We start from the raw sequence: 20,988 nt of genomic DNA on the forward strand, positions 1-20,988 counted from the left end.
GATTCAATGTCTTGGGCGCGGAGGGTTAGGGGAAAGCCGGTGACTGGGCAAGCCGGACCGCTGTTTTGCCGATACTTGCTTTCCGTTGGGGCACGTCCACATTGCTGGCCAAGCCGTCGCGGGACGGCGCCCTGCCCCCTCCCCGGAGTCGCCAAAATGAAACGCCTCGCCCTCGCCGCCTCCCTGGCCGCGTTCAGCCTGCTGGCCGCCGCGCCCGCTTTGGCGGCGCTGAAACCCGGCGACAAGGCCCCCGACTTTACAGCGCCCGGCGCCCTGGCCGGCAAGGACTTCGAGTTCAAGCTCAGCAAGGCTCTGAAGAAGGGGCCGGTGGTGCTCTATTTCTTCCCGGCCGCCTACACCTCGGGCTGCACGGCCGAGGCGCACGAGTTCGCCGAGGCGACGCCCGAGTTCGAGAAGCTGGGCGCCACCGTGATCGGGGTCACCGGCGGCAATGTCGACCGGATCAAGGACTTCTCGAAGGAACACTGCCGCGACAAGTTCGCGGTGGCCGCCGCCAGCCCGGCCCTGATCAAGGACTACGACGTCAAGCTGCCGCTGAAGGACAACATGTCCAACCGCACCTCCTACGTCATCGCGCCGGACGGCAAGATCCTGCTGGCCTACAGCGACTTCAACTTCCAGGGCCACGTGACCAAGACCATGGACGCGGTGAAGGCCTACAAGAGGAAGTAAGGGGAGCGAGCCGCCGCTCGTCATCCCGGAAGCCGCGGAGCGGACGGCCGGGATGACGACGGTCGGGCCTAGAACTTCACCTTCACCCCGGCGCTCCACATCGCAGGCTCGTCGGCCAGGCGGTAGACGATCAGGCCTGGGATGAAGACCGCGCCGGAGACATAGTCCTTGGCGTCGAAGACATTGCGCCCTGCACGAACACCCGCCAGGCCGCCGACGGCGATTCCCAGGCAAGGCTCGCATTGACGCGGTCGACCGAAGCGATGCGGCCAGCCTCCGCGTTGGTCGCCTCGGCGTAGCGCGGGCCGCGGTGGCTGTAGTCGGCCGAGACGATGAGCGCCCCTCCCTTCAGCGCCTGCGGCTCGATGCGCCAGGAACCGCCGACCTGGGCCTGGACCTTCGAGACCAGCGGCAGGGTCCTGGCCCCGGCCTGGGCGGCGGCGGTTGCGGGGTCGAGCTTCTCGTACTCGGCGTCTGTCAGGGCCAGCGAGGCGAAGAGATCCAGCCCCTTCACCGGCGTGGCGGCGGCCTCGACCTCAAGCCCGGCGATGCGGGCCTCGGCGGCGTTCTGGGTCAGGATCGAGCCGTTGCTGATGACGTTCTGCTGCAGGTCCCTCAACTGCTGGACATAGGCGGCCAGGTTCAGGCGGGCGCGGCGGTCGAAGGCCTCGATCTTGGCCCCGGCCTCGTAGGACCAGGCGGATTCGGGATCATAGGCCTTGGTGAAGATCGACGGCTCTGCGATCGACAGGGCCACGAAGCCGCCGGCGCGATAGCCCCGCGCGATCGTGCCATAGACCATGACGTCGTCGCTGGCCTCGTACTGAAGATTGAACTTCGGGGTCCAGACCTTCCACTCGCCCGCGCTGGAGCGGCTGGTCAGGCTGGGCGGATAGGCGGCCAGGCCGTCCTGGATCGTGCCGGCGATGGTCTTTTCGTCCCGGGTCCAGCGCAGGCCGGCCGAGCCCTTGAGGCGGTGAGTGAAGCGCCACTCCAGCTGGCCGTAGGCGGCGATGCTTTCCGAGGTCGCGTGGATCGTCGTCGGCAGCAGGGGCACGGGGAACGGGCCGTAGATGCCCGAGCCGACGGTGTCGGACAGCACCTGGGTTCCGGTCTCCTTGAACCAGAACAGGCCGCCGATCCACTGCAGGCGCCCCTCGAACGCCTCGCCCAGGGCCTGCAACTCCTGGCTGGCCTGCTCCTGCTGGGTGGCGCTGCCTCGCAGGAAGCCGGGAACAAGGCCCGAGCCGGTCACCAGGCCGCCGGAAAAATCGAGCGTCCAGCGGTCGTCGAGGCGCTGGTAGGCGGTGATCGACTTGAGCTGCACGCCGGAAAGGTCGTAGCCCAGGTGCAGGGTCAGGCTCTTCTGCTCGGTCTTGGTGTCGGTGTTGATCGGCGAGCGGGTCGAGCCGAACGCGCCGCCGGCCAGGGGCGCCAGGGTCGCCGGGTCGAGCGGCGAGAAGTGCTGGCCGTCGGTGTCGGTGCGGGCGTAGGCGGCCGAGACGGTCGCGCTGAGCGGACCGGTGTCGATCAGGCCGAGCGCCATACGCACCCCGGCGTCGCGACGCTCGCCGACGCGGCGGTTGAGGGCGGTGTTCCGTTGCCAGCCGTCGCGGTCGGAGAACAGGGCCGAGGCCGTGGCGCCGACATGGTCGGTGACCTTGCCGCCGACGCTGCCCCGATAGCGCTGCAGGCCGTAATCGCCCCAGGAGGCCTCCAGCGAGCCGCCGGGCGTTCCGTCGGGCTGGCGGGTGACGTACTTCAGCGCGCCGGTCATCGAGTTGCGGCCGTAGAGCGTGCCCTGCGGGCCGCGCAGCACCTCCACCCGCGTGACGTCGGCCAGGTCAAGGTTCGCGACCGACAGGCGGGCCTGATAGACGTCGTCGACATAGATGCCGACCGGCGGCTCCGAGGTGATCATGCCGCCGGTCTGATCCAGCGCGCCGCGCAGGGCCACCTGCACCGTCGAGGGCGAGGCGCTGATCTGCGAGATATAGAGGCTGGGCACGGCAGCCCCCAGGGCCTCGGCCCGGGTGATCTGCAGCTGGTCCAGCGCCTTGGCCCCGAAGGCGCTGACCGCGACCGGCGCGTCCTGCAGCTTCTGCTCGCGCCGCTGGGCGGTGACGACCAGGTCCTCGACCGCGACCGGCCCTTCCTGGGCCAGGACCGGCGCCCCGCTCGCCAGCACCGCTGCGGCCGAGACGCTCCATAGAACCGACTTGCGCATGTATCCGCTCCCCCTCTGGTGGAGCGACCAGGAGGGAAAGACCCGCGCGCGGGCGCAAACCCGCCCTCGCCGGCGCCCGCAGGTCGGACAGGCTTGAGAGGCAGATCAGGGGGATCGTCGGGAAAGCGGCGCGGCTGCGCCTATGCTTACCAGTTGGTCTTGACCAGCTTGACCATGAAGCGGCCGTCCTGGACGCGTTCGTCCTCGGCGCGGACGCTGACCGAGAACTCGGCCGGGATGTCGAACGGGCGGATCAGGCTGAAGTCGACGCCCTCGTCGCCCATGGTGCCGCCGCCCAGGCCGATAGAGGCGATCTGGCGGCCGTCGAGGGTCAGGGCCGAACGCACGTTGGCGCGGGCGATCGGAACCGAGGTCGGCAGGATCATCGAGCGCGTGGCGTTCATGTCGACCGACACGCTGACATAGTTGGACTTGGGCAGGTCGCCGAACCCGAACAGGCGCGACAGCGACGAGCGGAAGCCGGCCTCGCGCTTGTTCAGCGACGCGCCCAGCGCCAGGGCGCGGGGGCTGGGCCCCTGGTCGGCCTTGGCCGTCATGTTCAGATTGAAGTCGTAGGTGGGCTGCTCGATGCTGCCGGCGACCTTGGCCACGAAGGTGGTGTTTTCGGCGTCGGACGACAGGTCGAGCGGCAGGGCGGCCGAATAGCCCGTGAAGCGGCCGTCGTTGGACGACACCGACAGGTCGGGCTTCCTGATCGCCTGGGCCAGCACCGGGGCAGCCGTCATCGACAGCGCGAACGCGCCGCCAAGGATCAGGCTCTTCACGGTTGCACCCCGCATGCCCCTTCCCTAACCACCTGATCCCTTAACGACAAGCTGACTTCCGCCGCGAAAGCCTATTTCTCCTTCTGCGACTTGAGGGCCGCCAGCTTGGCGAGCAAGCGCCTTTCGAGGTCCGCCTGCATTTCGGGCATGATCGCGACCACAGCGGCCGAGGACTTGACCCCGAAGCTGGGCATCTTGGCTATGATCGAGCGGCCGGTCGGGCTTTCATAGAAATCGACCATCGCCTGCAGTTCGTCTTCGGAGAAGCTCTCGGCGATCGCCGGCTCCATGGCCGCCATCATCCTGTCGAGCATGCCCGCCTCGACGCTTTCGTTGAAAGCCTCCCGGACGGCCTTGCCCACCAGGGCCTTGGCCTCGTCGTCCCCCTTGGCCGAGGCCATCTGCTGCTGCAGCATGCCAGCCATCAGGTTATCGAGCATCGGCGCGAAATTCTTCTTCATGTCCATCGCCGAGACGTAGCGATGCGCCAGTTCGCGGGCGCGCGGCGAAGACGCTGCGCTGGGGCCGGCAGCGCCCAGGACGATGGAAAAGGCCGCGACGGCCGCTACGATGCGTTTCATGATTGCAAGCCCCTCAATGCAACCGCACCAGTGGATGCAGAGGACGCTTGGGGCAAGACCCATCGTTTCCTTGCTTCCGCCCTTAGTTTCCTGTAGTAGCGCGCGTTCTCACGGAAGGCGGTCTTGCGCGAACCCTTCATTGGGCCGGGATTTTCCCGCTCGTCGCACAGGATCCATCGTGGCCGCCGGACTTCCGCCGTCGACCGCGCCGCCTTCCATAACGGAAGAGGAAAACATGTCGTTCTACGAACACGTGGTCATCGCGCGGCAGGACATCTCGCCGCAACAGGCCGAAGCTCTCAACGAGCAAATCAAGACCCTGATCGAAGAAGGTGGTGGTCACATCGCCAAGATCGAATACTGGGGTCTGCGTAACCTCACCTACCGCATCAAGAAGAACCGCAAGGGCCACTATTCCCTGCTCGCCATCGACGCTCCGGCGGCGGCGGTGAAGGAAATGGAACGCCAGCTGTCGATCAACGAAGACGTGCTGCGTTTCATGACCATCCGCGTGGAAGAGCTGGACCTGGAACTGTCGCCGGTTCTGGCCCGTCGCGACCGTGAGCGCAGCGATCGCCCCGAACGTTCGGACCGCCCTGAGCGTACCGAGCGTCCGCGCGAAGACTTCGCGCCGCAAGCGTAAGGGAGAAATAGATCATGACCGATACGACTGCTCCCGAAGCCGCGGCTCCGGCCGCTGCCGCCGCCGGCGGCGCCCGCCGTCCGTTCTTCCGTCGCCGCAAGGTTTGCCCGTTCTCGGGCGCCAACGCTCCGAAGATCGACTACAAGGACGTGAAGCTGCTGCAGCGTTACGTTTCCGAGCGCGGCAAGATCGTTCCGTCGCGCATCACCGCGGTGTCGGCCAAGAAGCAACGCGAACTGGCCAAGGCCATCAAGCGCGCCCGCTTCCTGGCTCTGCTCCCCTACGTCGTGAAGTAAGGGAGACGCCACGATGAAAGTGATCCTGCTCGAACGAGTCGAAGGCAAGGGCGTCCTCGGCGACGTCGTCACCGTGAAGGACGGCTTCGCCCGTAACTTCCTGCTGCCCCGTCAGAAGGCTCTCCGCGCCAACGCGGCGAACCTGAAGGCCTTCGAAGTGCAGCGCGCCGAAATCGAAGCGCGCAACGTCCGCAACCGTGAATCGGCCGGCAAGGCCGGTGACTCGCTGGACGGCACCCAGTACGTCCTGATCCGTCAGGCTGGCGAAAGCGGCCAGCTGTACGGTTCGGTCGCTGGCCGTGACGTCGCCGACGCCATCAAGGCCGAAGGCGGCAAGGTCGACCGCTCGATGATCGTGCTGGACAAGCCGATCAAGACGCTCGGCGTCCACGAAGTGAAGGTGAAGCTGCACGCTGAAGTGACCGTCACGGTCACCCTCAACATCGCGCGCAGCGCCGACGAAGCCGAGCGCCAAGCGCGCGGCGAAAACGTCATCGCCTCGCAGTTCGAAGAAGAGCGTCTGGCCGACGCCGAAGCCGCCCAGGACCTCCTGGAAGGCGGCGCCGGCGCCCAGGAAGGCGACTACGAAGCCTGATCCGTCAGGTCCTTCGCAGACGAATGAGAAACGGCGCGGAGCAATCCGCGCCGTTTTTTTCTGCGCCGAAACCTAGAATTGCTCAGATTGTAGGACGACCCACGTTCGCGCAGGTTGATCGCGTCTAACCGCCTGTCGGCCAGAAGAGACGCGAACGCGCCCCCGACCGACAGCGTTTCGAGGGGATTACTCCATGCGTACTCAGTTGCTTCTGCTCGCCGCCGCCTCGGCTTCGGCCCTGGCGGTCTCCACCGCCCAAGCTCAGACCCCGGACGACCAGATCGCCGTCGAGGAAGTCGTCGTCACCGGCACCCGCACCGCGGGCCGCTCGCGTCTCGACACCGTCTCGCCGGTCGACGTGGTCGACTCAAAGGCCCTGACCCGGCAGGGCTCGACCGAACTAGCCCAGGCGCTGTCGACCCTGGCGCCGTCGCTGAACTTCCCGCGCCCGTCGGCCGTGGACGGCACCGACTCGGTGCGCCCGGCCACGCTGCGGGGCTTGGCGCCCGACCAGACCCTGGTTCTGCTGAACGGCAAGCGCGGCCACGCCGCCGCCCTGGTCAACGTCAACGGCTCGGTCGGTCGCGGCTCGGCCGCCTTCGACCTCAACACCATCCCAACCGCCGCCCTCGACCGCGTCGAGATCCTGCGTGAAGGCGCCGCGGCCCAGTACGGCTCGGACGCCATCGCCGGCGTCGTCAACCTGCGCCTGCGCGAGGCCCGCAGCGGCGGCGGCGCGACCGCCAGCTACGGGATCTACGACACGGAGGTGAAGACCGCCCGCGACACCGACGGCCGCAAGGCCAATGACGGCGTCACCTACACCGCCTCGGTCTGGCAGGGCTTCGGCATCGGCGAGGACGGCTACCTGACGGTCACCGCCGACTGGTCCAAGCGCAACCCGACCAACCGCAGCGACGTCTCGTCGGCCTTCAGCCCGGGCGTCGTCACCGGCCGCTACGGCGACGCCGAGGTCGAGAGCAAGTCGCTGTTCGCCAACGCCGGCGTTCCGATCGGCGAGACCTGGAAGGCCTATGGCTGGCTGGGCTACCAGCACCGCGACGGCGAAAGCGCGGCCTTCCCGCGCCTTTCCAACAACGCCGGCAACATCCTGGCGATCTATCCCAGCGGCTTCCTGCCCAAGATCGTCACCGATATCGACGACTACAACGCCGCCTTCGGCGCCAAGGGCCAGGCCGGCGCCTACACGATCGACGCCAGCGTCACCTATGGCCAGAACGATATCGACTACGGCGTCAAGGACAGCCTGAACGCCTCGTACGGGCCGGCCTCGCCGACCTCGTTCGACGCCGGCTCGATGCGCTACCGCCAGGCGGTGGCCTCGCTGGACGTCACCCGCCCGCTGACCATCGCCGCCTTCGCCCAGCCCTCGACCCTGGCCTTCGGGGCCGAGTACCGCAAGGAAAGCCACGAAATCGTCGCCGGCGAAACCGCCTCGTGGGCCAACGGCGGCTATAACGGCCTGGCGGCCGGCGCGCAGGGCTTCCCGGGCTTCCGCCCGAGCAACGCCGTCGACGTCAGCCGCGACAACTACAGCTTCTATGTCGACCTCGACAGCCAGGTGACCGACAAGCTGGACGTCGACGTGGCCGCGCGCTTCGAGGACTATTCGGACTTCGGCACCAAGACGACCGGCAAGATCGCCGCCCGCTACGACATCGCCGACGGCTTCGCCGTGCGCGGCGCGGTGTCGACCGGCTTCCGGGCCCCGGCCCTGCAGCAGCAGTACTTCACCGCCACCTCGACGAACATCATCAGCGGCACGGCCACCGAGGTCGGCACCTTCCCGGCCACCAGCCCGGTCTCGGCCGTGCTGGGCGCCAAGGCGCTGGAGCCGGAAGAGAGCAAGAACTACTCGCTGGGCCTGGTCTATCACCGCGGCCCGTTCGAGGTGACGGTCGACGCCTACCAGATCGATATCGACAACCGCATCGTGCTCTCGGAGAACATCCAGGGCAGCGCGACCGGCACGGCGACCCAGCAGGCGATCTACGCCCTGCTCGCCCCCTACGGCGTGACGACCGCGCGGTTCTTCATCAACGGCGTCGACACCACGACCAAGGGCGTGGACGTGGTGGTGCGCTACCGCCTCGACGCGGCCGAGGCCGGCCGCTTCGACCTGACCCTGGCGGGCAACTACAACGAGACCGAGGTCACCCGACTGCCGACGACCAACACCCTGTCGTCGCTGCCGGTCCCGCCGGCCCTGTTCGCCCGCGTCAACGTCCAGACCTTCGAACGCGGCACCCCGCGCACCAAGTTCGTGGCCAGCGGCGACTGGAGCAAGGGCCCGTGGGGCGCGACGCTGAAGCTGACCGGCTACGGCACGGTGCTGCAGCCCAACGCCACGGCCTCGCTGGACTACTGGACCGGTCGCAAGGCGGTGATCGACCTGGAAGCCCGCCGCACCTTCGCCGACAGGGTGACCTGGGCTGTGGGCGCCAACAACCTGTTCGACGAGTACCCCAACCGCACCCCCGCGGCCGTCAACAGCACCAGCGGCGTGGTGGGCTTCCCGAACTACTCGCCGTTCGGCTTCAACGGCCGGTTCCTCTACACCCGCCTCAGCTACAACTGGTAAGCTGACCTAGGGTAAACACCGAAGGGGACGCAGCCAGGGCTGCGTCCCCTTTTGTCGCCCCACAGAGATATACACAGAACATCCCCATTCATCTTCGCCGTTCACGATGCTCTTCCGAGCGCCCGGACGTCGATCGCGTTAACTTATGGCGATGTCTCTCGTACCCGCTCTCGATCTGCGCCCGCCGGTGCAGGATGCTCCCGTCATTGCCGTCGCGCCGCACAACCTGGAAGCCGAACAGGCGCTGCTGGGCGTGCTGCTGTACGACAACTCGGCCTATGAGCGGCTGACCGACAGCCTGCAGGGCCGTCACTTCTACGAGCCCTTCCACCAGCGGCTGTTCCAGTCGATCGAGACTCACATCCGCAAGGGCCAGCTGGCCGAGCCGATCCTGCTGGCCGACGAGTTCAAGCGCGATCCGGCCTTCGAGGAACTGGGCGGCATCCGCTACCTGGCCGACCTCGTGGATCGCGCCCCGCCGGCCGCCAATGTCGGCGACTACGCCCGGGCCGTGTTCGACCTCGCCCTGCGCCGCGACCTGATCCGCATCGGCGGCGAGATCGCCTCGGCCGCCCATGGCCACGGCGACGAGAAGCGCCCGGCCCGCGACCAGATCGAAGCGGCCGAACAGCAGCTCTACACCCTGGCCGAAAGCGGCACCGCCAGCTCGGGTTTCGTCAGCTTCGGCGACGCCCTGCGCGGCGCCGTCGAGATGACCGCCGAGGCGTTCCAGCGCGACGGCGGCATGTCGGGCCTGGCCTCGGACCTGATCGACCTCGACCAGAAGATCGGCGGCCTTCACCCGTCCGACTTGATCGTACTGGCCGGTCGCCCGTCGATGGGCAAGACGGCGCTTGCGACCAACATCGCCTTCAACGTCGCCAAGAAGTACGCCTGGGAGCCCCAGCCCGACGGCAGCCGCAAGACCGTCAACGGCGGCGTGGTGGCCTTCTACTCGCTGGAAATGAGCGCCGAGCAGCTGGCCCTGCGTATGCTGGCCGACGCTTCGGGCGTGTCGGGCGACAAGCTGCGCAAGGGCGAGATCGACGCTTCCGAGTTCGGGCGCGTTCGCGACGCGGCCATGGAGCTGCAGGAAGCGCCGCTCTACATCGACGCCACCGGCGGCATCTCGATCGCCAAGCTGACCGCCCGGGCCAGGCGCCTGAAGCGCCAGGTGGGCCTCGACCTCATCGTGGTCGACTACCTCCAGCTGGTCACCGGCTCGGACCTTGGCTCCAACGCCAGCCGCGTGCAGGAAGTCTCGCAGATCACCATGGGCCTCAAGGCCCTGGCCAAGGAGCTGGCCTGCCCGGTCATCGCGCTGTCGCAGCTGTCGCGTCAGGTCGAAAGCCGCGACGACAAGCGCCCGCAGCTGTCGGACCTTCGTGAATCCGGCTCGATCGAGCAGGACGCCGACATGGTGTGGTTCGTGTTCCGCGAAAGCTACTACGTGGGCCGCGCCGAGCCGCGCGAAGGCACGCCCGAGCACCTGACCTGGCAAGAGGAAATGGACAAGCTGCAAGGCCTGGCCGAGGTGATCATCGCCAAGCAGCGTCATGGTCCCATCGGCACCGTGCGCCTGTCGTTCAACAGCGACACCACTCGCTTCGGCAATCTCTCGCGCGACCACTATTTCCACCAGATGCGGTCGGGCGACGACGAATAGCCGCCTGGCGCTTTACCTCTGGATGCGCGTCGGGCAACGCTCGGCGCGCGATTCAGGAGTCGAGCGCGCGTCATGGAATTCAGCCCCCTGCCCGTCTCGACCTTCGTCGGGGCGTTCCTGCTGGCCTTTCCGGCCCTGTTCTCGATCGTCAATCCGGTCGGGGCGGCGCTGATCTTCCACCAGATGCTGGCCGATCATCCGGCCGAGACCCGCAAGCGCCTGGCGCCGACCATCGCGCTCTACGCCTTCTTCATCCTGTTGGGCTCGCTGCTGCTGGGCGGCTATGTGCTCAACTTCTTCGGGGTCAGCCTGGGCGCCCTGCGGGTGGCCGGCGGGCTGGTGGTGGCCATCCGCGCCTGGGCCCTGCTGATGGCCCCCGAGGCGCACGAGGAGCGCAAGGCCGACCAGGCCGCCTCGCCCGCCAAGGCGCGGGCCGAGGACATGGCCTTCTTCCCCCTGACCATGCCGTTCACGACGGGACCGGGCGCGATCTCGGTGGCCATCGCCCTGTCGTCGCAGCGTCCGGCCGAGGGCCACTCGGTGATCCCGTTCTTCATGGGCGCGAGCCTGGCCGTCGCCGTCATCGCCCTGATGGTCTGGGTGTTCTACCGGGCCTCGGACCGGGTCCTGTCCTTCCTGGGCGTGAACGGCGCGCGCGTGATGTCGCGGCTGATGGCGTTCCTCCTAATGTGCATCGGCGTGCAGATCGTCGCCAGCGGGGTCGAGGCGCTGGTGGGGCAGTTCCTGGCGACGCGCTAGGCCGCATCTCCACAGCATCTGCACTGGCCTTGCGGGCGCGGGTCGGCTACCTCCGCAGCCGTGACCGAAGCCCGCCTGACCCTCGACCTCGACGCCCTAGCGGCCAACTACGCCACGCTGAAGGCTGAGGCCCGCGACGCCGAACTGGCGCCGGCGGTGAAGGCCGACGGCTATGGCCTGGGCGCGGGCCTCGTCGCCCGCCGCCTGTGGGACGAGGGCGCGCGCGCCTTCTATGTGGCGCGGCTCTCCGAAGGCGTGGCGCTGCGCAAGGCGCTGGGCGATCGCGAGGCGAAAATTCACGTGCTGGACGGGGCGACGCCGGGCTCGGGCCCGACCCTGGTCCAGGCCGGCCTGATCCCGGTGCTCAACAGCCTTCCCCAGGTCGAGGCCTGGAACAGCCAGGCCGGCAAGGGGGTGCTGGAAGCGGCGATCCATGTCGACACCGGCATGAACCGACTTGGCCTGCGCCATGAAGAAGCCGCCGTGCTGACCGCCTCGATGGACCGGCTGAAGCACCTGGACGTCTCTCTGGTGATCAGCCACCTGGCCTGCGCCGGCGAGCCGGAGCATCCGCTGAACGCCCGCCAGCTGACCCGCTTCACCGATGCGGCGGCCCTGTTCCCAGGCGCCCGCCGGAGCCTGGCCAACTCGGCCGGCGTGTTCCTGGGCGGCGACTATCATTTCGACCAGTGCCGGCCCGGCGTCGCCCTCTACGGCGGCGGCCCGCGCGACGTGACCGACGCGCGGATCAAGGCCGTGGCGACGCTGGAAGCGCCGATCCTGCAGGTGCGGGTCGTGCCGCGCGGCGAGTCGATCGGCTACGGCGCGGCCTTCACGGCGAGCGAGACGACGCGCGTGGCGGTGCTGGCCTGCGGCTATGCCGACGGCGTGCTGCGCAGCTCCAGCCCCGCCGGCCACGTGTGGTTCGACGGCGCGCGACGGCGGCTCCTGGGCCGGGTGTCGATGGACCTGATCGCCATCGACGTCACCGACTGCGACGCGGCGCGTCCCGGCGCCCTGGTCGAGCTGATCGGCCCCAACCTGCCGGTCGACGAGGCCGCCGCCGCGGCGGGCACCACGGCCTACGAACTGCTGGTCCGCCTGGCCGGCCGCGCCCGCCGCGTGGTGCTGGGCGAGGCCTGAGACTTAGCCTGCGTCCGGCTTTGGCGCAGGCGATCGCCAGCCTGTAGTCTCCACACAGTCGAGAATCAGGAGACCCCATGGCCCGCGACAGCGCCGCCTACGCCTGCCAGTCCTGCGGCGCGGTCCAGACCAAGTGGGCGGGGCAATGCCCGGCCTGCCAGAGCTGGAACACCCTCGTCGAGGAGGTCGGCGTCCGCCCGCCCGGCGCCATGTCGACCACCAAGGCCACGCGCTCGCGCGGCCTGCAGTTCGCCGGCCTGGAAAGCGACACGCCCGCCCCGCCCCGCATCCTGACCGGCGTCGACGAGTTCGACCGGGTCTGCGGCGGCGGCGTGGTGCCCGGCTCGGCCATCCTGATCGGCGGCGACCCGGGCGTGGGCAAGTCGACCCTGCTGCTGCAGGTCTGCGCCAACGCCTCGAGCCGCGGCGTCTCCTGCGCCTACATCTCGGGCGAAGAGGCCGTCGAGCAGATCCGCGGTCGCGCCGACCGCATGGGCTTGGCCGGCACGCCGGTGAAGCTGGCCGCCGAAAGCAGCCTGCGCGACATCCTCGACGGGCTGAAGCGCGACAAGTTCGACCTGGTGGTCATCGACTCGATCCAGACCATGTGGAGCGACGCCCACGAGGCCGGTCCAGGCACCGTGACCCAGGTGCGCGCCTGCGCCACCGAGCTGGTCCGCCTGGCCAAGAAGCAGGGCGTGGCGATCCTGCTGGTCGGCCACGTCACCAAGGACGGCCAGATCGCCGGCCCGCGCGTGGTCGAGCACCTGGTCGACGCGGTGCTGAGCTTCGAGGGCGAGCGCGGCTATCCGTTCCGCATCCTGCGCGGCGCCAAGAACCGCTTCGGGGCCACCGACGAGATCGGCGTGTTCGAGATGGGCGACGTGGGCCTGCGCGAGGTGAAGAACCCTTCCGCCCTGTTCCTCAACGAAGGCGGCGAGCGCGCGGCGGGGGCTGCGGTGTTCGCCGGCATCGAGGGATCGCGTCCCGTCCTGGTCGAATTCCAGGCCCTGGTCGCGCCTTCCGCGTACGGAACGCCCAGACGCGCCGTGGTCGGATGGGATTCCGGACGCCTGGCGATGGTGCTGGCGGTGCTCGAATCTCGCTGCGGCCTTGGTTTTGGCGACAAGGACGTCTATCTGAACGTCGCCGGCGGGCTGAGGATCACCGAACCCGCCGCCGACCTCGCGGCGGCGGCCGCCTTGGCCTCCTCGGCCCTCGATGTCGCCCTGCCGCAGGACTGCGTGGTGTTCGGCGAGGTCAGCCTCTCCGGCGAGATCCGGCCCGTGAGCCGAATGGAGTCGCGTTTGAAGGAAGCCGCCAAGCTCGGGTTCGGCCGCGCGCTGGGACCGCTGTCGGGCCTGCCCGAAGGCGGCGGCGCCTTGCCGGTGGCCGGCGCGGCGCGCCTGGCCGACGCGGTCCGTCGAATCGAGAACGACATCTGGAGCTCGCACGCGTGACGCCGTTCGACATCATCGCCGGACTGATCCTGCTGGTTTCCGGCGCCGTCGGCTTCTTCCGCGGCGCCTCGCGGGAACTGACCTCGGCGCTGTCGTTCATCCTCGCCGCCGTGGTGGCCCTCTTGGGCCTGCGCCTGACCGGCCCGCTCTTCCGCGAATTCATGGACCCGGACTGGGCGGCCACGGCGGCCGCCATCCTGGTCACCTTCGTCGTCGCTTTCGTCATCATGCGCCTGATCGGCGCCCAGCTGACCAAGACCCTGCACGCCGACGGCACGCTGGGCCTGCTCGACCGCCTCATCGGCCTGGGCTTTGGCCTGCTGCGCGCGCTGGTGGTGCTGGGCGTCTTCAACCTCGTCTTCCACATGGCCACGCCGCGCGAACGCGTGCCGGCCTGGGTGTCGGAGTCGATGTTCTATCCGCTGTCGGAGGCCAGCGCCCGGGTGCTGAAGGTCTTCGCACCGAAGGGCGCGGGCCTGGCCGGCAAGCTGGCCCCCGCCATCGAGGACGCCGTCCGCGACGGGGCCAGCGACAAACCGTCCGACGCCGAACGCGGCGAAGAAGGCTATGATAAGGACCAGCGTCGGAAGCTCGACGACCTGGTGGAGAAATCGCAATGACGTCTATCGGCCAGTCGACCGACCGCTTCTCGTCCGCGCCCTGGCGCGATCCCGAGGACGACACGCTGCGCCTTGAATGCGGCGTGTTCGGCGTGTTCGGCGCCCGTGACGCCGCCGCCATCGCCGCGCTTGGCCTGCACGCCCTGCAGCACCGAGGCCAGGAAGCCTGCGGCATCGCCGCCTTCGACGGCAGCCGCTTTCACACCGAGCGCCACATGGGCCACGTCGGCGACGCCTTCACCGGCGCCGACCTCGTCCAGCGCCTGCCGGGCAACATGGCCATCGGCCACACCCGCTACTCCACGGCCGGCGGCAGCTTCATTCGCAACGTCCAGCCGATGTTCGCCGATCTCGAGACCGGCGGCCTGGCCCTGGCCCACAACGGCAACCTGACCAACTTCCTGACCCTGCGTGAGCGCCTGGTGCAGGAAGGCGCGATCTTCCAGTCGACGTCGGACAGCGAGGTGATCCTTCACCTGATCGCCCGCTCGCGCAAAGCCAAGATCGTGGACCGCTTCATCGACGCCATCGGCCAGATCGAAGGCGGCTACGCCCTGGTGGCCATCACCAACAAGAAGATGATCGGCGTGCGCGATCCGCTGGGCATCCGCCCGCTGGTGCTGGGCGACCTGGACGGCAAGCCGGTGCTGGCTTCGGAGACCTGCGCCCTCGACATGATCGGCGCCCGCTTCGTGCGCGACGTCGAGCACGGCGAGATGGTGGTGATCAGCGACACCGGCGTGAAGTCTCTACGCCCGTTCGCGGCCCCGGCCGCCCGCCCCTGCGTGTTCGAATACGTCTACTTCGCCCGTCCCGACAGCGTCGTGAACGGCCGCTCGGTCTATGAGGTGCGCAAGCGCATGGGCCGCCGCCTGGCCATCGAGACCGGCGTCGAGGCCGACGTCGTGGTGCCGGTGCCCGACAGCGGCGTGCCGGCGGCGATCGGCTATGCGGCCGAAAGCGGCCTGCCCTTCGACCTGGGCATCATCCGCAATCACTATGTGGGCCGCACCTTCATCCAGCCGACGCAAGGGGTTCGCGAACTGGGCGTGCGCATGAAGCACAGCCCCAACCGCGCCGTGCTGGAAGGCAAGCGCGTCATCCTGATCGACGACTCGATCGTGCGCGGCACCACCTCGCTGAAGATCGTGCGCATGGTCCGCGAGGCCGGCGCCAAGGAAGTGCACCTGCGCTCGGCCAGCCCGCCGATCAAGTGGCCCGACTTCTACGGCATCGACATGCCCGAGCGCGAACAGCTGCTGGCGGCCACCAAGTCGCTCGAAGAGATGGCCAAGTTCCTGGAAGTGGACAGCCTGGGCTTCCTGTCGGTCGAAGGCCTGTACGAGGCCCTGGACTGCGCCCCGCGCGATCCGGTCGCCCCGCAGTTCACCGACCACTACTTCACCGGCGACTATCCGACGCGCCTGACCGACCGCGAGATCGCCGAAGGCCGCAACGACCAGGCCGAGAAGCAGCTGTCGCTGCTGGTCAGCGCCTAGGCTTTCGCCTGCTTCTGGGGCCCTCCGACTTGTTTGGAGGGCCCAAGCTGCGCTACCCCCGGTATGCGGCCCGCTCACCTTGATCTTCCGGCCGCTCGGAACGCCCGGACGAACCGGGCGACGATCCATTTGAGAGTCGCTTCTTGGCCAATCCCGTCTCCGCCGTCCTCTCGAAGCTGAAAATCGACGCCTACATCATCGCCCTGTTCGGCATGGTGGTGCTGGCCTCGTTCCTGCCGGTGCGGGGCCAGGCCGCGGAAGTGACGGGGTGGGTGGTGAAGATCGCCATCGCCCTGCTGTTCTTCCTGCACGGCGCCAAGCTGTCGCGCGAGGCCGTGATCGCCGGGATCACCCACTGGCGCCTGCACCTGACGATCCTGGCCTTCACCTTCGTGCTGTTCCCCATCCTGGGCCTGGCGATCAGCAAGGTGGGCGTGCTGACCCCGACCATGGCGGCGGGCATGGTGTTCCTGGCCTGCCTGCCCTCGACGGTGCAGTCGTCGATCGCCTTCACCTCGATCGGGCGCGGCAACGTCGCCGCCGCCGTTTGTGCGGCCTCGGCCTCGAACCTGTTCGGCATCTTCCTGACCCCCGTGCTGGTCGGCCTGCTGATGAACGCCCACGGCGACGTCGGCGGCTGGGACTCGATCAAGTCGATCATCATCCAGCTGCTCGTGCCGTTCGTGGCCGGCCAACTGGCCCGGCCGCTGGTCGGCAAGTGGATCGAGAAGCACAAGACCCTGGTGGGCCGCGTCGACCGCGGCTCGATCCTGCTGGTGGTCTATTCGGCCTTCAGCGCCGCCGTGGTCGAGGGCCTGTGGCGCAAGGTCTCGCCGCTGGAGCTGATCACCCTGTTGCTGGTCTGCGGCGTCCTGCTGACCCTGGTCATGCTGGCCACCATGTGGGGCGCGCGCCTGCTGGGCTTCTCCAAGGCCGACGAGGTGGCGATCGTGTTCTGCGGCTCCAAGAAGAGCCTGGCGACCGGCGTGCCCATGGCCGGCATCCTGTTTCCCGGGGCCACCGCCGGCGTGCTGGTGCTGCCCCTGATGATCTTCCACCAGATCCAGCTGATGGCCTGCTCGGTCCTGGCGCAGCGCTACGCCGCGCGCCCGGCCGACGAGGCCTGACCTCAATTATCGCCCGCAAGAGGCGTAGGAAACGCTCATGACCCCCACCGACACGCCGCTGGCCGGCCGCATCGCCCTCGTCACCGGCGCCACGCGCGGCATTGGGAACGCCATCGCCCTGGGCCTGGCCAAGGCCGGCGCCCACGTCATCGCCCTGGGCCGCACCCAGGGCGCGCTGGAGGCCCTGGACGACGCGATCTTCGCCGCCACCGGCGAGCACGCCACCCTGGTTCCGCTGGACCTGCGCGAGGCCGACGGCCTGGACCACCTGGGCGCGGCCCTGCACCAGCGCTTCGGCCGGCTGGACATCCTGGTCGGCGCGGCCGGCGTGCTGGGCGCCCTGACCCCGGTCGGGCACCTGGACCCCAAGGGCTGGGACATGATCCTATCGACCAACCTGACGGCCAACTGGCGGCTGATCCGGGCCATGGACCCGCTGCTGCGCGCCTCCGACGCCGGCCGGGCCATCTTCCTGACCAGCAGCGTCGCTAAAAGCCACCGCGCCTTCTGGGGCGCCTACGCCGCCTCAAAGGCGGGCCTGGAGGCCATCGTCGACTGCTATGCCGACGAGATGGAGAACACCAGGGTCCGCGCCTTCTGCATCGATCCCGGCGCCATGCGCACCAAGATGCGAGCCGGCGCCTTCCCGGGCGAGGATCCGGCCACCGTGCAGGATCCGGCCGAGATCGCGCCCTTCGTCGTCGACCTGGCTAGCCCTGACCGCGAGCCGCCCAAGGGCGTCGTCCGCTTCAAGGAGCGAGGTCAAGAGTCAGCAAGCGTTGGATGATAGCTGAACCTCGTAAACATTCGCAGGTTCAGTTGGGCGGCGCGAAATACAGATAGATCCGCAAACTTCCGGACCTGACGGAAAATACGGATTTTCTGCGGTCAAGCTGATGGTCGACTCCACGACACATGACCCGAAGACACGAAACTGCGACAACCTGACGCAGATGACGCTTTCGGAAACCAGCTCTCGTTAAGCATGGAATAAGACTCGCGACCTCACCCTAAGGATGCAGCGCTGATCCGGCGCGGTCCTCGGGGTTTGGACAAATGCCGTTCTCGTTCAAGCGTGGTCGCAATGCGGCCGACGAGCGTCTCGCCGAGCTGGAGGCCACTGTCGCGGCCATCCATCGCTCCCAGGCCGTCATCGAGTTCGAGCTCGACGGCACCATCCTGACCGCCAACACCAACTTCCTGAAGACGGTGGGCTACTCGCTGGACGAGATCCGCGGCCGCCATCACAGCATGTTCGCCGATCCGGACTTCGCCCGCAGCGACGAGTACAAGCAGTTCTGGCTGAACCTGGGCCGCGGCGAGTTCTTCGCCGGCAAGTTCCAGCGCCAGGGCAAGGGCGGCGTCGAGATCTGGATCCAGGGCGCCTACAACCCGGTGTTCGACGCCGGCGGCAAGCCCTGCAAGGTCATCAAGTTCTGCACCGACATCACTCAGGCCGAGCACGAGCGGCTGGCCAACGAGGCCCTGCGCAAGACCGAAGCCGAACAGGGCGCGGTGGTGCTGACCCTGGCCGACAACCTTCGACGCCTGGCCGGCGGCGACCTGACCGCCGACATCACGGCCGCCTTCGACGGCCGCTTCGCCTCGATCAAGAGCGACTACAACGCCGCCCTCCAGTCCCTGCGCCAGGCCATGACCGAGATCGGCGGCTCGACCCAGGGCGTGCACAACGGCTCCAACGAGATCACCACGGCCTCGGAAGACCTCTCCAAGCGCACCGAACAGCAGGCGGCCGCTCTGGAGGAGACCGCCGCGGCCCTGGACGAGATCACCGCCACCGTGCGCCGCAGCGCCGAGGGGGCTCGCGCGGCCTCCACCGCCGCCTCCACCACGCGCCAGGAAGTCACCCGCTCGGGCGAGATCATGCGCGACGCGATCGCGGCCATGGGCGAGATCGAGCAGAGCTCGGGCAAGATCGGCCAGATCATCGGCGTCATCGACGAGATCGCCTTCCAGACCAACCTCCTGGCCCTCAACGCGGGCGTCGAGGCCGCCAGGGCCGGCGAAGCCGGCCGAGGCTTCGCGGTCGTGGCTCAGGAAGTGCGGGCGCTCGCCCAGCGCTCGGCCGAGGCCGCCAAGGAGATCAAGACCCTGATCGCCAACAGCAGCGCCCAGGTCGATCGTGGCGCCAAGCTGGTGAGCGACACCGGCCAGTCGCTGACCGGCATCGTCGGCCGCATCGCCGAGATCGACACCCTGATCTCCGAGATCGCCCAGTCGGCCCATGAGCAGTCGTCGGGCCTCAATCAGGTCAACACCGCCATCAACCAGATGGACCAGGTGACCCAGCGCAACGCGGCGATGGTCGAGGAGGCCACCGCGGCCGCCGCCTGCCTGCGCAACGAGGCCTCGTCGCTGGCCGAGCTGGTCTCGCGCTTCGAGACCGGCCACCGCATCGAGCAGCCCGCCGCGCACGTCGCACCCCGCCCGGCCGCGCGCCACATGCCCGACAACCCGGTCGCCGCCGCCCAGACCCGCATCGCCCAGTCGTTCCGCCCAGGTTCGGGCTCCGTCGCCGTCAAACAGGAGTGGGAGGAGTTCTAGGCTCCTCCCGCCCCCGAGTTAGCGGCCCTTGGGCTTCCCGCCCGGGGTCTTGTTGCCGCGCACGACGCGCGAGCCGGCCACCGGACGGCGCGGACCGCCGGCCTTGCCGCCGGCGCTCTTCGTGCCGACCTTGTAGCTCGGCGCCGTCGACACCTTCTTCTGGGCCTTGGGGCCCTGCGGCTTGACCGACTTCACGGCCGCCTTGCCGGTGTCGGCCTTGGCCGCCTCGGGAAGCTCGGCCGAAACCGTCGCCTTCTGGGCCGACTTCTTGACCGTGTTGCGGGCGGCCTTCAGGCGCGCCTTCTCGGCTTCCTTCTTGTCGAAGGCGCGCTTGCCCTTAACAACATACCCCTGGTCGGCGTCGGCATAGGGGTTGGCGCCCGACTTGATGGTGATGCGCAGCGGCACGCCCGGCAGGTCGAAGCTTTCGCGCAGGCTGTTGACCAGATAGCGCCGATAGTGGTCGGGCATCTGATCGGCGCGGCTGGAGAACAGCACGAACGTCGGCGGACGGGCCTTGGTCTGGGCCATGTACTTGGGCTTGACGCGCTTTCCGCCCACGGAGGGCGGCGGGTGCCTCTGCATCGCCAGCTGCAGCCAGTCGTTCAGGTCGCGGGTCTTGACCTTGGTCGACCAGTCGCGGTGCGTCTTGATCACGGCCGGCATCAGGCGCTCGACGCCCCGACCGGTCTCGCCCGACAGCGCCACGACCGGCGCGCCGCGCAGTTGGGGCAGCATGCGCTCGGCGTGCTCGTTGAAATCCTTCAGGGTCTGGCCCGGATCCTCGATCAGGTCCCACTTGGCCAGCACGAACACGACGCAGCGCCCTTCCCGCTCGGCCAGGTCGGCGATCTGCAGGTCCTGGGTCTCGAACGGATGGGTGGCGTCCATCACCAGCAGCACGACCTCGGCGAAGGTCATCGAGCGGATGGTGTCCTGGGTCGAGAGCTTCTCGAGCTTCTCGTTGACCTTGGCCTTCTTGCGCAGGCCGGCGGTGTCGACGAGGCGGATCTTGCGGCCGTCCCAAGTCCAGTCGACCGAGATGGAGTCGCGGGTGATGCCCGCTTCCGGGCCGGTCAGCAGGCGCTGCTCGCCGATCAGGCGGTTGACCAGCGTCGACTTGCCGGCGTTCGGACGGCCGATGATGGCGATCTTGATCGGCTTGGTGTCGTCGTCGTAGTCCTCGAACTCTTCCTGCAGCTCTTCGGGCGTCACCGCCAGGAGCGCCGCATAGAGGTCGGCCATGCCCTCGCCGTGCTCGCCGCTGATCGGGATCGGCTCGCCCAGCCCCAGGCGGTGCGCCTCGGCCGCGCCGATCTCGGCCTGCTTGCCTTCCGACTTGTTGGCCGCAACGACGACCGGCTTGTTCCGGCGGCGCAGCATCTCGGCGAAGATCTTGTCGAGCGGCGTCAGGCCCTCGCGGGCGTCGAAGACGAACAGCGCGACATCGGCCTCATCGATGGCCAGCTCGGTCTGGGCGCGCATGCGCGCTTCCAGGCTCTCGTCGGTGACGTCCTCGAAGCCGGCGGTGTCGATCAGCTCCAGGTCGAGGTCGCCCAGGCGGCCGTGCGCGAAGCGACGGTCGCGGGTGACGCCCGGCTGGTCGTCGACCAGGGCCAGCTTCTTGCCGGCAAGACGGTTGAACAGCGTGGACTTGCCCACATTGGGGCGGCCGACGATGGCGAGTTTCAAAGGCATAGGCGGTCAGTAGTCGATTTTTCGGGTCC

Annotated in this window: 18 protein-coding genes; 14 read left to right on the plus strand and 4 right to left on the minus strand. The window is 68.5% G+C overall.

The window, feature by feature from the left end:
- The first annotated feature begins 156 nt into the window (after positions 1–156).
- Positions 157–693 (plus strand): peroxiredoxin, encoded by a 537-nt coding sequence (locus tag DDF67_RS16240; RefSeq protein ID WP_109101890.1) that lies wholly within the window; start codon positions 157–159, stop codon positions 691–693.
- 130 nt (positions 694–823) lie between these two features.
- Here the strand turns inward: DDF67_RS16240 and DDF67_RS16245 are convergent, their stop codons facing one another.
- From DDF67_RS16245 to DDF67_RS16255, 3 genes are all read right to left on the minus strand, one after another.
- A complete protein-coding gene (locus DDF67_RS16245) occupies positions 824–2,920 on the minus strand; it encodes a TonB-dependent receptor (protein WP_109101891.1) in 2,097 nt (698 codons plus the stop codon).
- 146 nt (positions 2,921–3,066) lie between these two features.
- Positions 3,067–3,720, minus strand: a complete 654-nt coding sequence (locus tag DDF67_RS16250; RefSeq protein ID WP_109101892.1) for a hypothetical protein — start codon at positions 3,718–3,720, stop codon at positions 3,067–3,069.
- Positions 3,721–3,776: 56 nt separating this feature from the next.
- On the minus strand, positions 3,777–4,286 hold the full coding sequence (locus DDF67_RS16255) for a DUF2059 domain-containing protein (RefSeq protein ID WP_158278066.1): 510 nt from the start codon (positions 4,284–4,286) through the stop codon (positions 3,777–3,779).
- 235 nt (positions 4,287–4,521) lie between these two features.
- Between DDF67_RS16255 and rpsF the strand changes: the two genes are divergently transcribed.
- The 13 genes from rpsF to DDF67_RS16320 all read left to right on the plus strand — a co-directional run bounded on the left by rpsF (position 4,522) and on the right by DDF67_RS16320 (position 19,261).
- Positions 4,522–4,929: a 30S ribosomal protein S6 gene (gene rpsF / locus DDF67_RS16260; protein WP_109101894.1), complete on the plus strand. Its 408-nt coding sequence runs from the start codon at positions 4,522–4,524 to the stop codon at positions 4,927–4,929.
- A 14-nt stretch (positions 4,930–4,943) separates the two neighbouring features.
- On the plus strand, positions 4,944–5,225 hold the full coding sequence (gene rpsR / locus DDF67_RS16265) for a 30S ribosomal protein S18 (protein ID WP_109101895.1): 282 nt from the start codon (positions 4,944–4,946) through the stop codon (positions 5,223–5,225).
- 13 nt (positions 5,226–5,238) lie between these two features.
- Positions 5,239–5,820, plus strand: a complete 582-nt coding sequence (gene rplI / locus DDF67_RS16270) for a 50S ribosomal protein L9 (protein WP_109101896.1) — start codon at positions 5,239–5,241, stop codon at positions 5,818–5,820.
- 193 nt (positions 5,821–6,013) lie between these two features.
- A complete protein-coding gene (locus DDF67_RS16275; RefSeq protein WP_109101897.1) occupies positions 6,014–8,422 on the plus strand; it encodes a TonB-dependent receptor plug domain-containing protein in 2,409 nt (802 codons plus the stop codon).
- A 145-nt stretch (positions 8,423–8,567) separates the two neighbouring features.
- A complete protein-coding gene (locus tag DDF67_RS16280) occupies positions 8,568–10,088 on the plus strand; it encodes a replicative DNA helicase (protein ID WP_109101898.1) in 1,521 nt (506 codons plus the stop codon).
- A 72-nt stretch (positions 10,089–10,160) separates the two neighbouring features.
- A complete protein-coding gene (locus tag DDF67_RS16285) occupies positions 10,161–10,847 on the plus strand; it encodes a MarC family protein (protein ID WP_109101899.1) in 687 nt (228 codons plus the stop codon).
- 60 nt (positions 10,848–10,907) lie between these two features.
- Positions 10,908–11,990 (plus strand): alanine racemase, encoded by a 1,083-nt coding sequence (alr, locus tag DDF67_RS16290; RefSeq protein WP_109101900.1) that lies wholly within the window; start codon positions 10,908–10,910, stop codon positions 11,988–11,990.
- A gap of 77 nt (positions 11,991–12,067) precedes the next feature.
- Complete coding sequence (radA, locus tag DDF67_RS16295) at positions 12,068–13,450, plus strand: DNA repair protein RadA (RefSeq protein ID WP_109101901.1); 1,383 nt, start codon at positions 12,068–12,070, stop codon at positions 13,448–13,450.
- On the plus strand, positions 13,447–14,070 hold the full coding sequence (locus tag DDF67_RS16300; protein ID WP_109101902.1) for a CvpA family protein: 624 nt from the start codon (positions 13,447–13,449) through the stop codon (positions 14,068–14,070). The genes radA and DDF67_RS16300 overlap by 4 nt, the downstream gene beginning before the upstream one ends.
- Positions 14,067–15,569: an amidophosphoribosyltransferase gene (gene purF, locus DDF67_RS16305; protein WP_058346411.1), complete on the plus strand. Its 1,503-nt coding sequence runs from the start codon at positions 14,067–14,069 to the stop codon at positions 15,567–15,569. Before DDF67_RS16300 ends, purF begins: the two co-directional genes overlap by 4 nt.
- A 143-nt stretch (positions 15,570–15,712) precedes the next feature.
- The gene (locus DDF67_RS16310; protein WP_109101903.1) at positions 15,713–16,696 is read left to right on the plus strand and encodes a bile acid:sodium symporter family protein; all 984 of its coding nucleotides are present in this window, start codon (positions 15,713–15,715) and stop codon (positions 16,694–16,696) included.
- Between the two features lie 37 nt (positions 16,697–16,733).
- Positions 16,734–17,483, plus strand: a complete 750-nt coding sequence (locus DDF67_RS16315) for an SDR family NAD(P)-dependent oxidoreductase (protein ID WP_109101904.1) — start codon at positions 16,734–16,736, stop codon at positions 17,481–17,483.
- A 269-nt stretch (positions 17,484–17,752) separates the two neighbouring features.
- Complete coding sequence (locus tag DDF67_RS16320) at positions 17,753–19,261, plus strand: methyl-accepting chemotaxis protein (RefSeq protein ID WP_109101905.1); 1,509 nt, start codon at positions 17,753–17,755, stop codon at positions 19,259–19,261.
- Between the two features lie 18 nt (positions 19,262–19,279).
- Here the strand turns inward: DDF67_RS16320 and der are convergent, their stop codons facing one another.
- A complete protein-coding gene (gene der / locus DDF67_RS16325) occupies positions 19,280–20,959 on the minus strand; it encodes a ribosome biogenesis GTPase Der (RefSeq protein ID WP_109101906.1) in 1,680 nt (559 codons plus the stop codon).
- Positions 20,960–20,988 lie beyond the last annotated feature (29 nt).

It is taken from the genome of Caulobacter endophyticus (assembly GCF_003116815.1).
GTDB classification, from domain to species: domain Bacteria; phylum Pseudomonadota; class Alphaproteobacteria; order Caulobacterales; family Caulobacteraceae; genus Caulobacter; species Caulobacter endophyticus.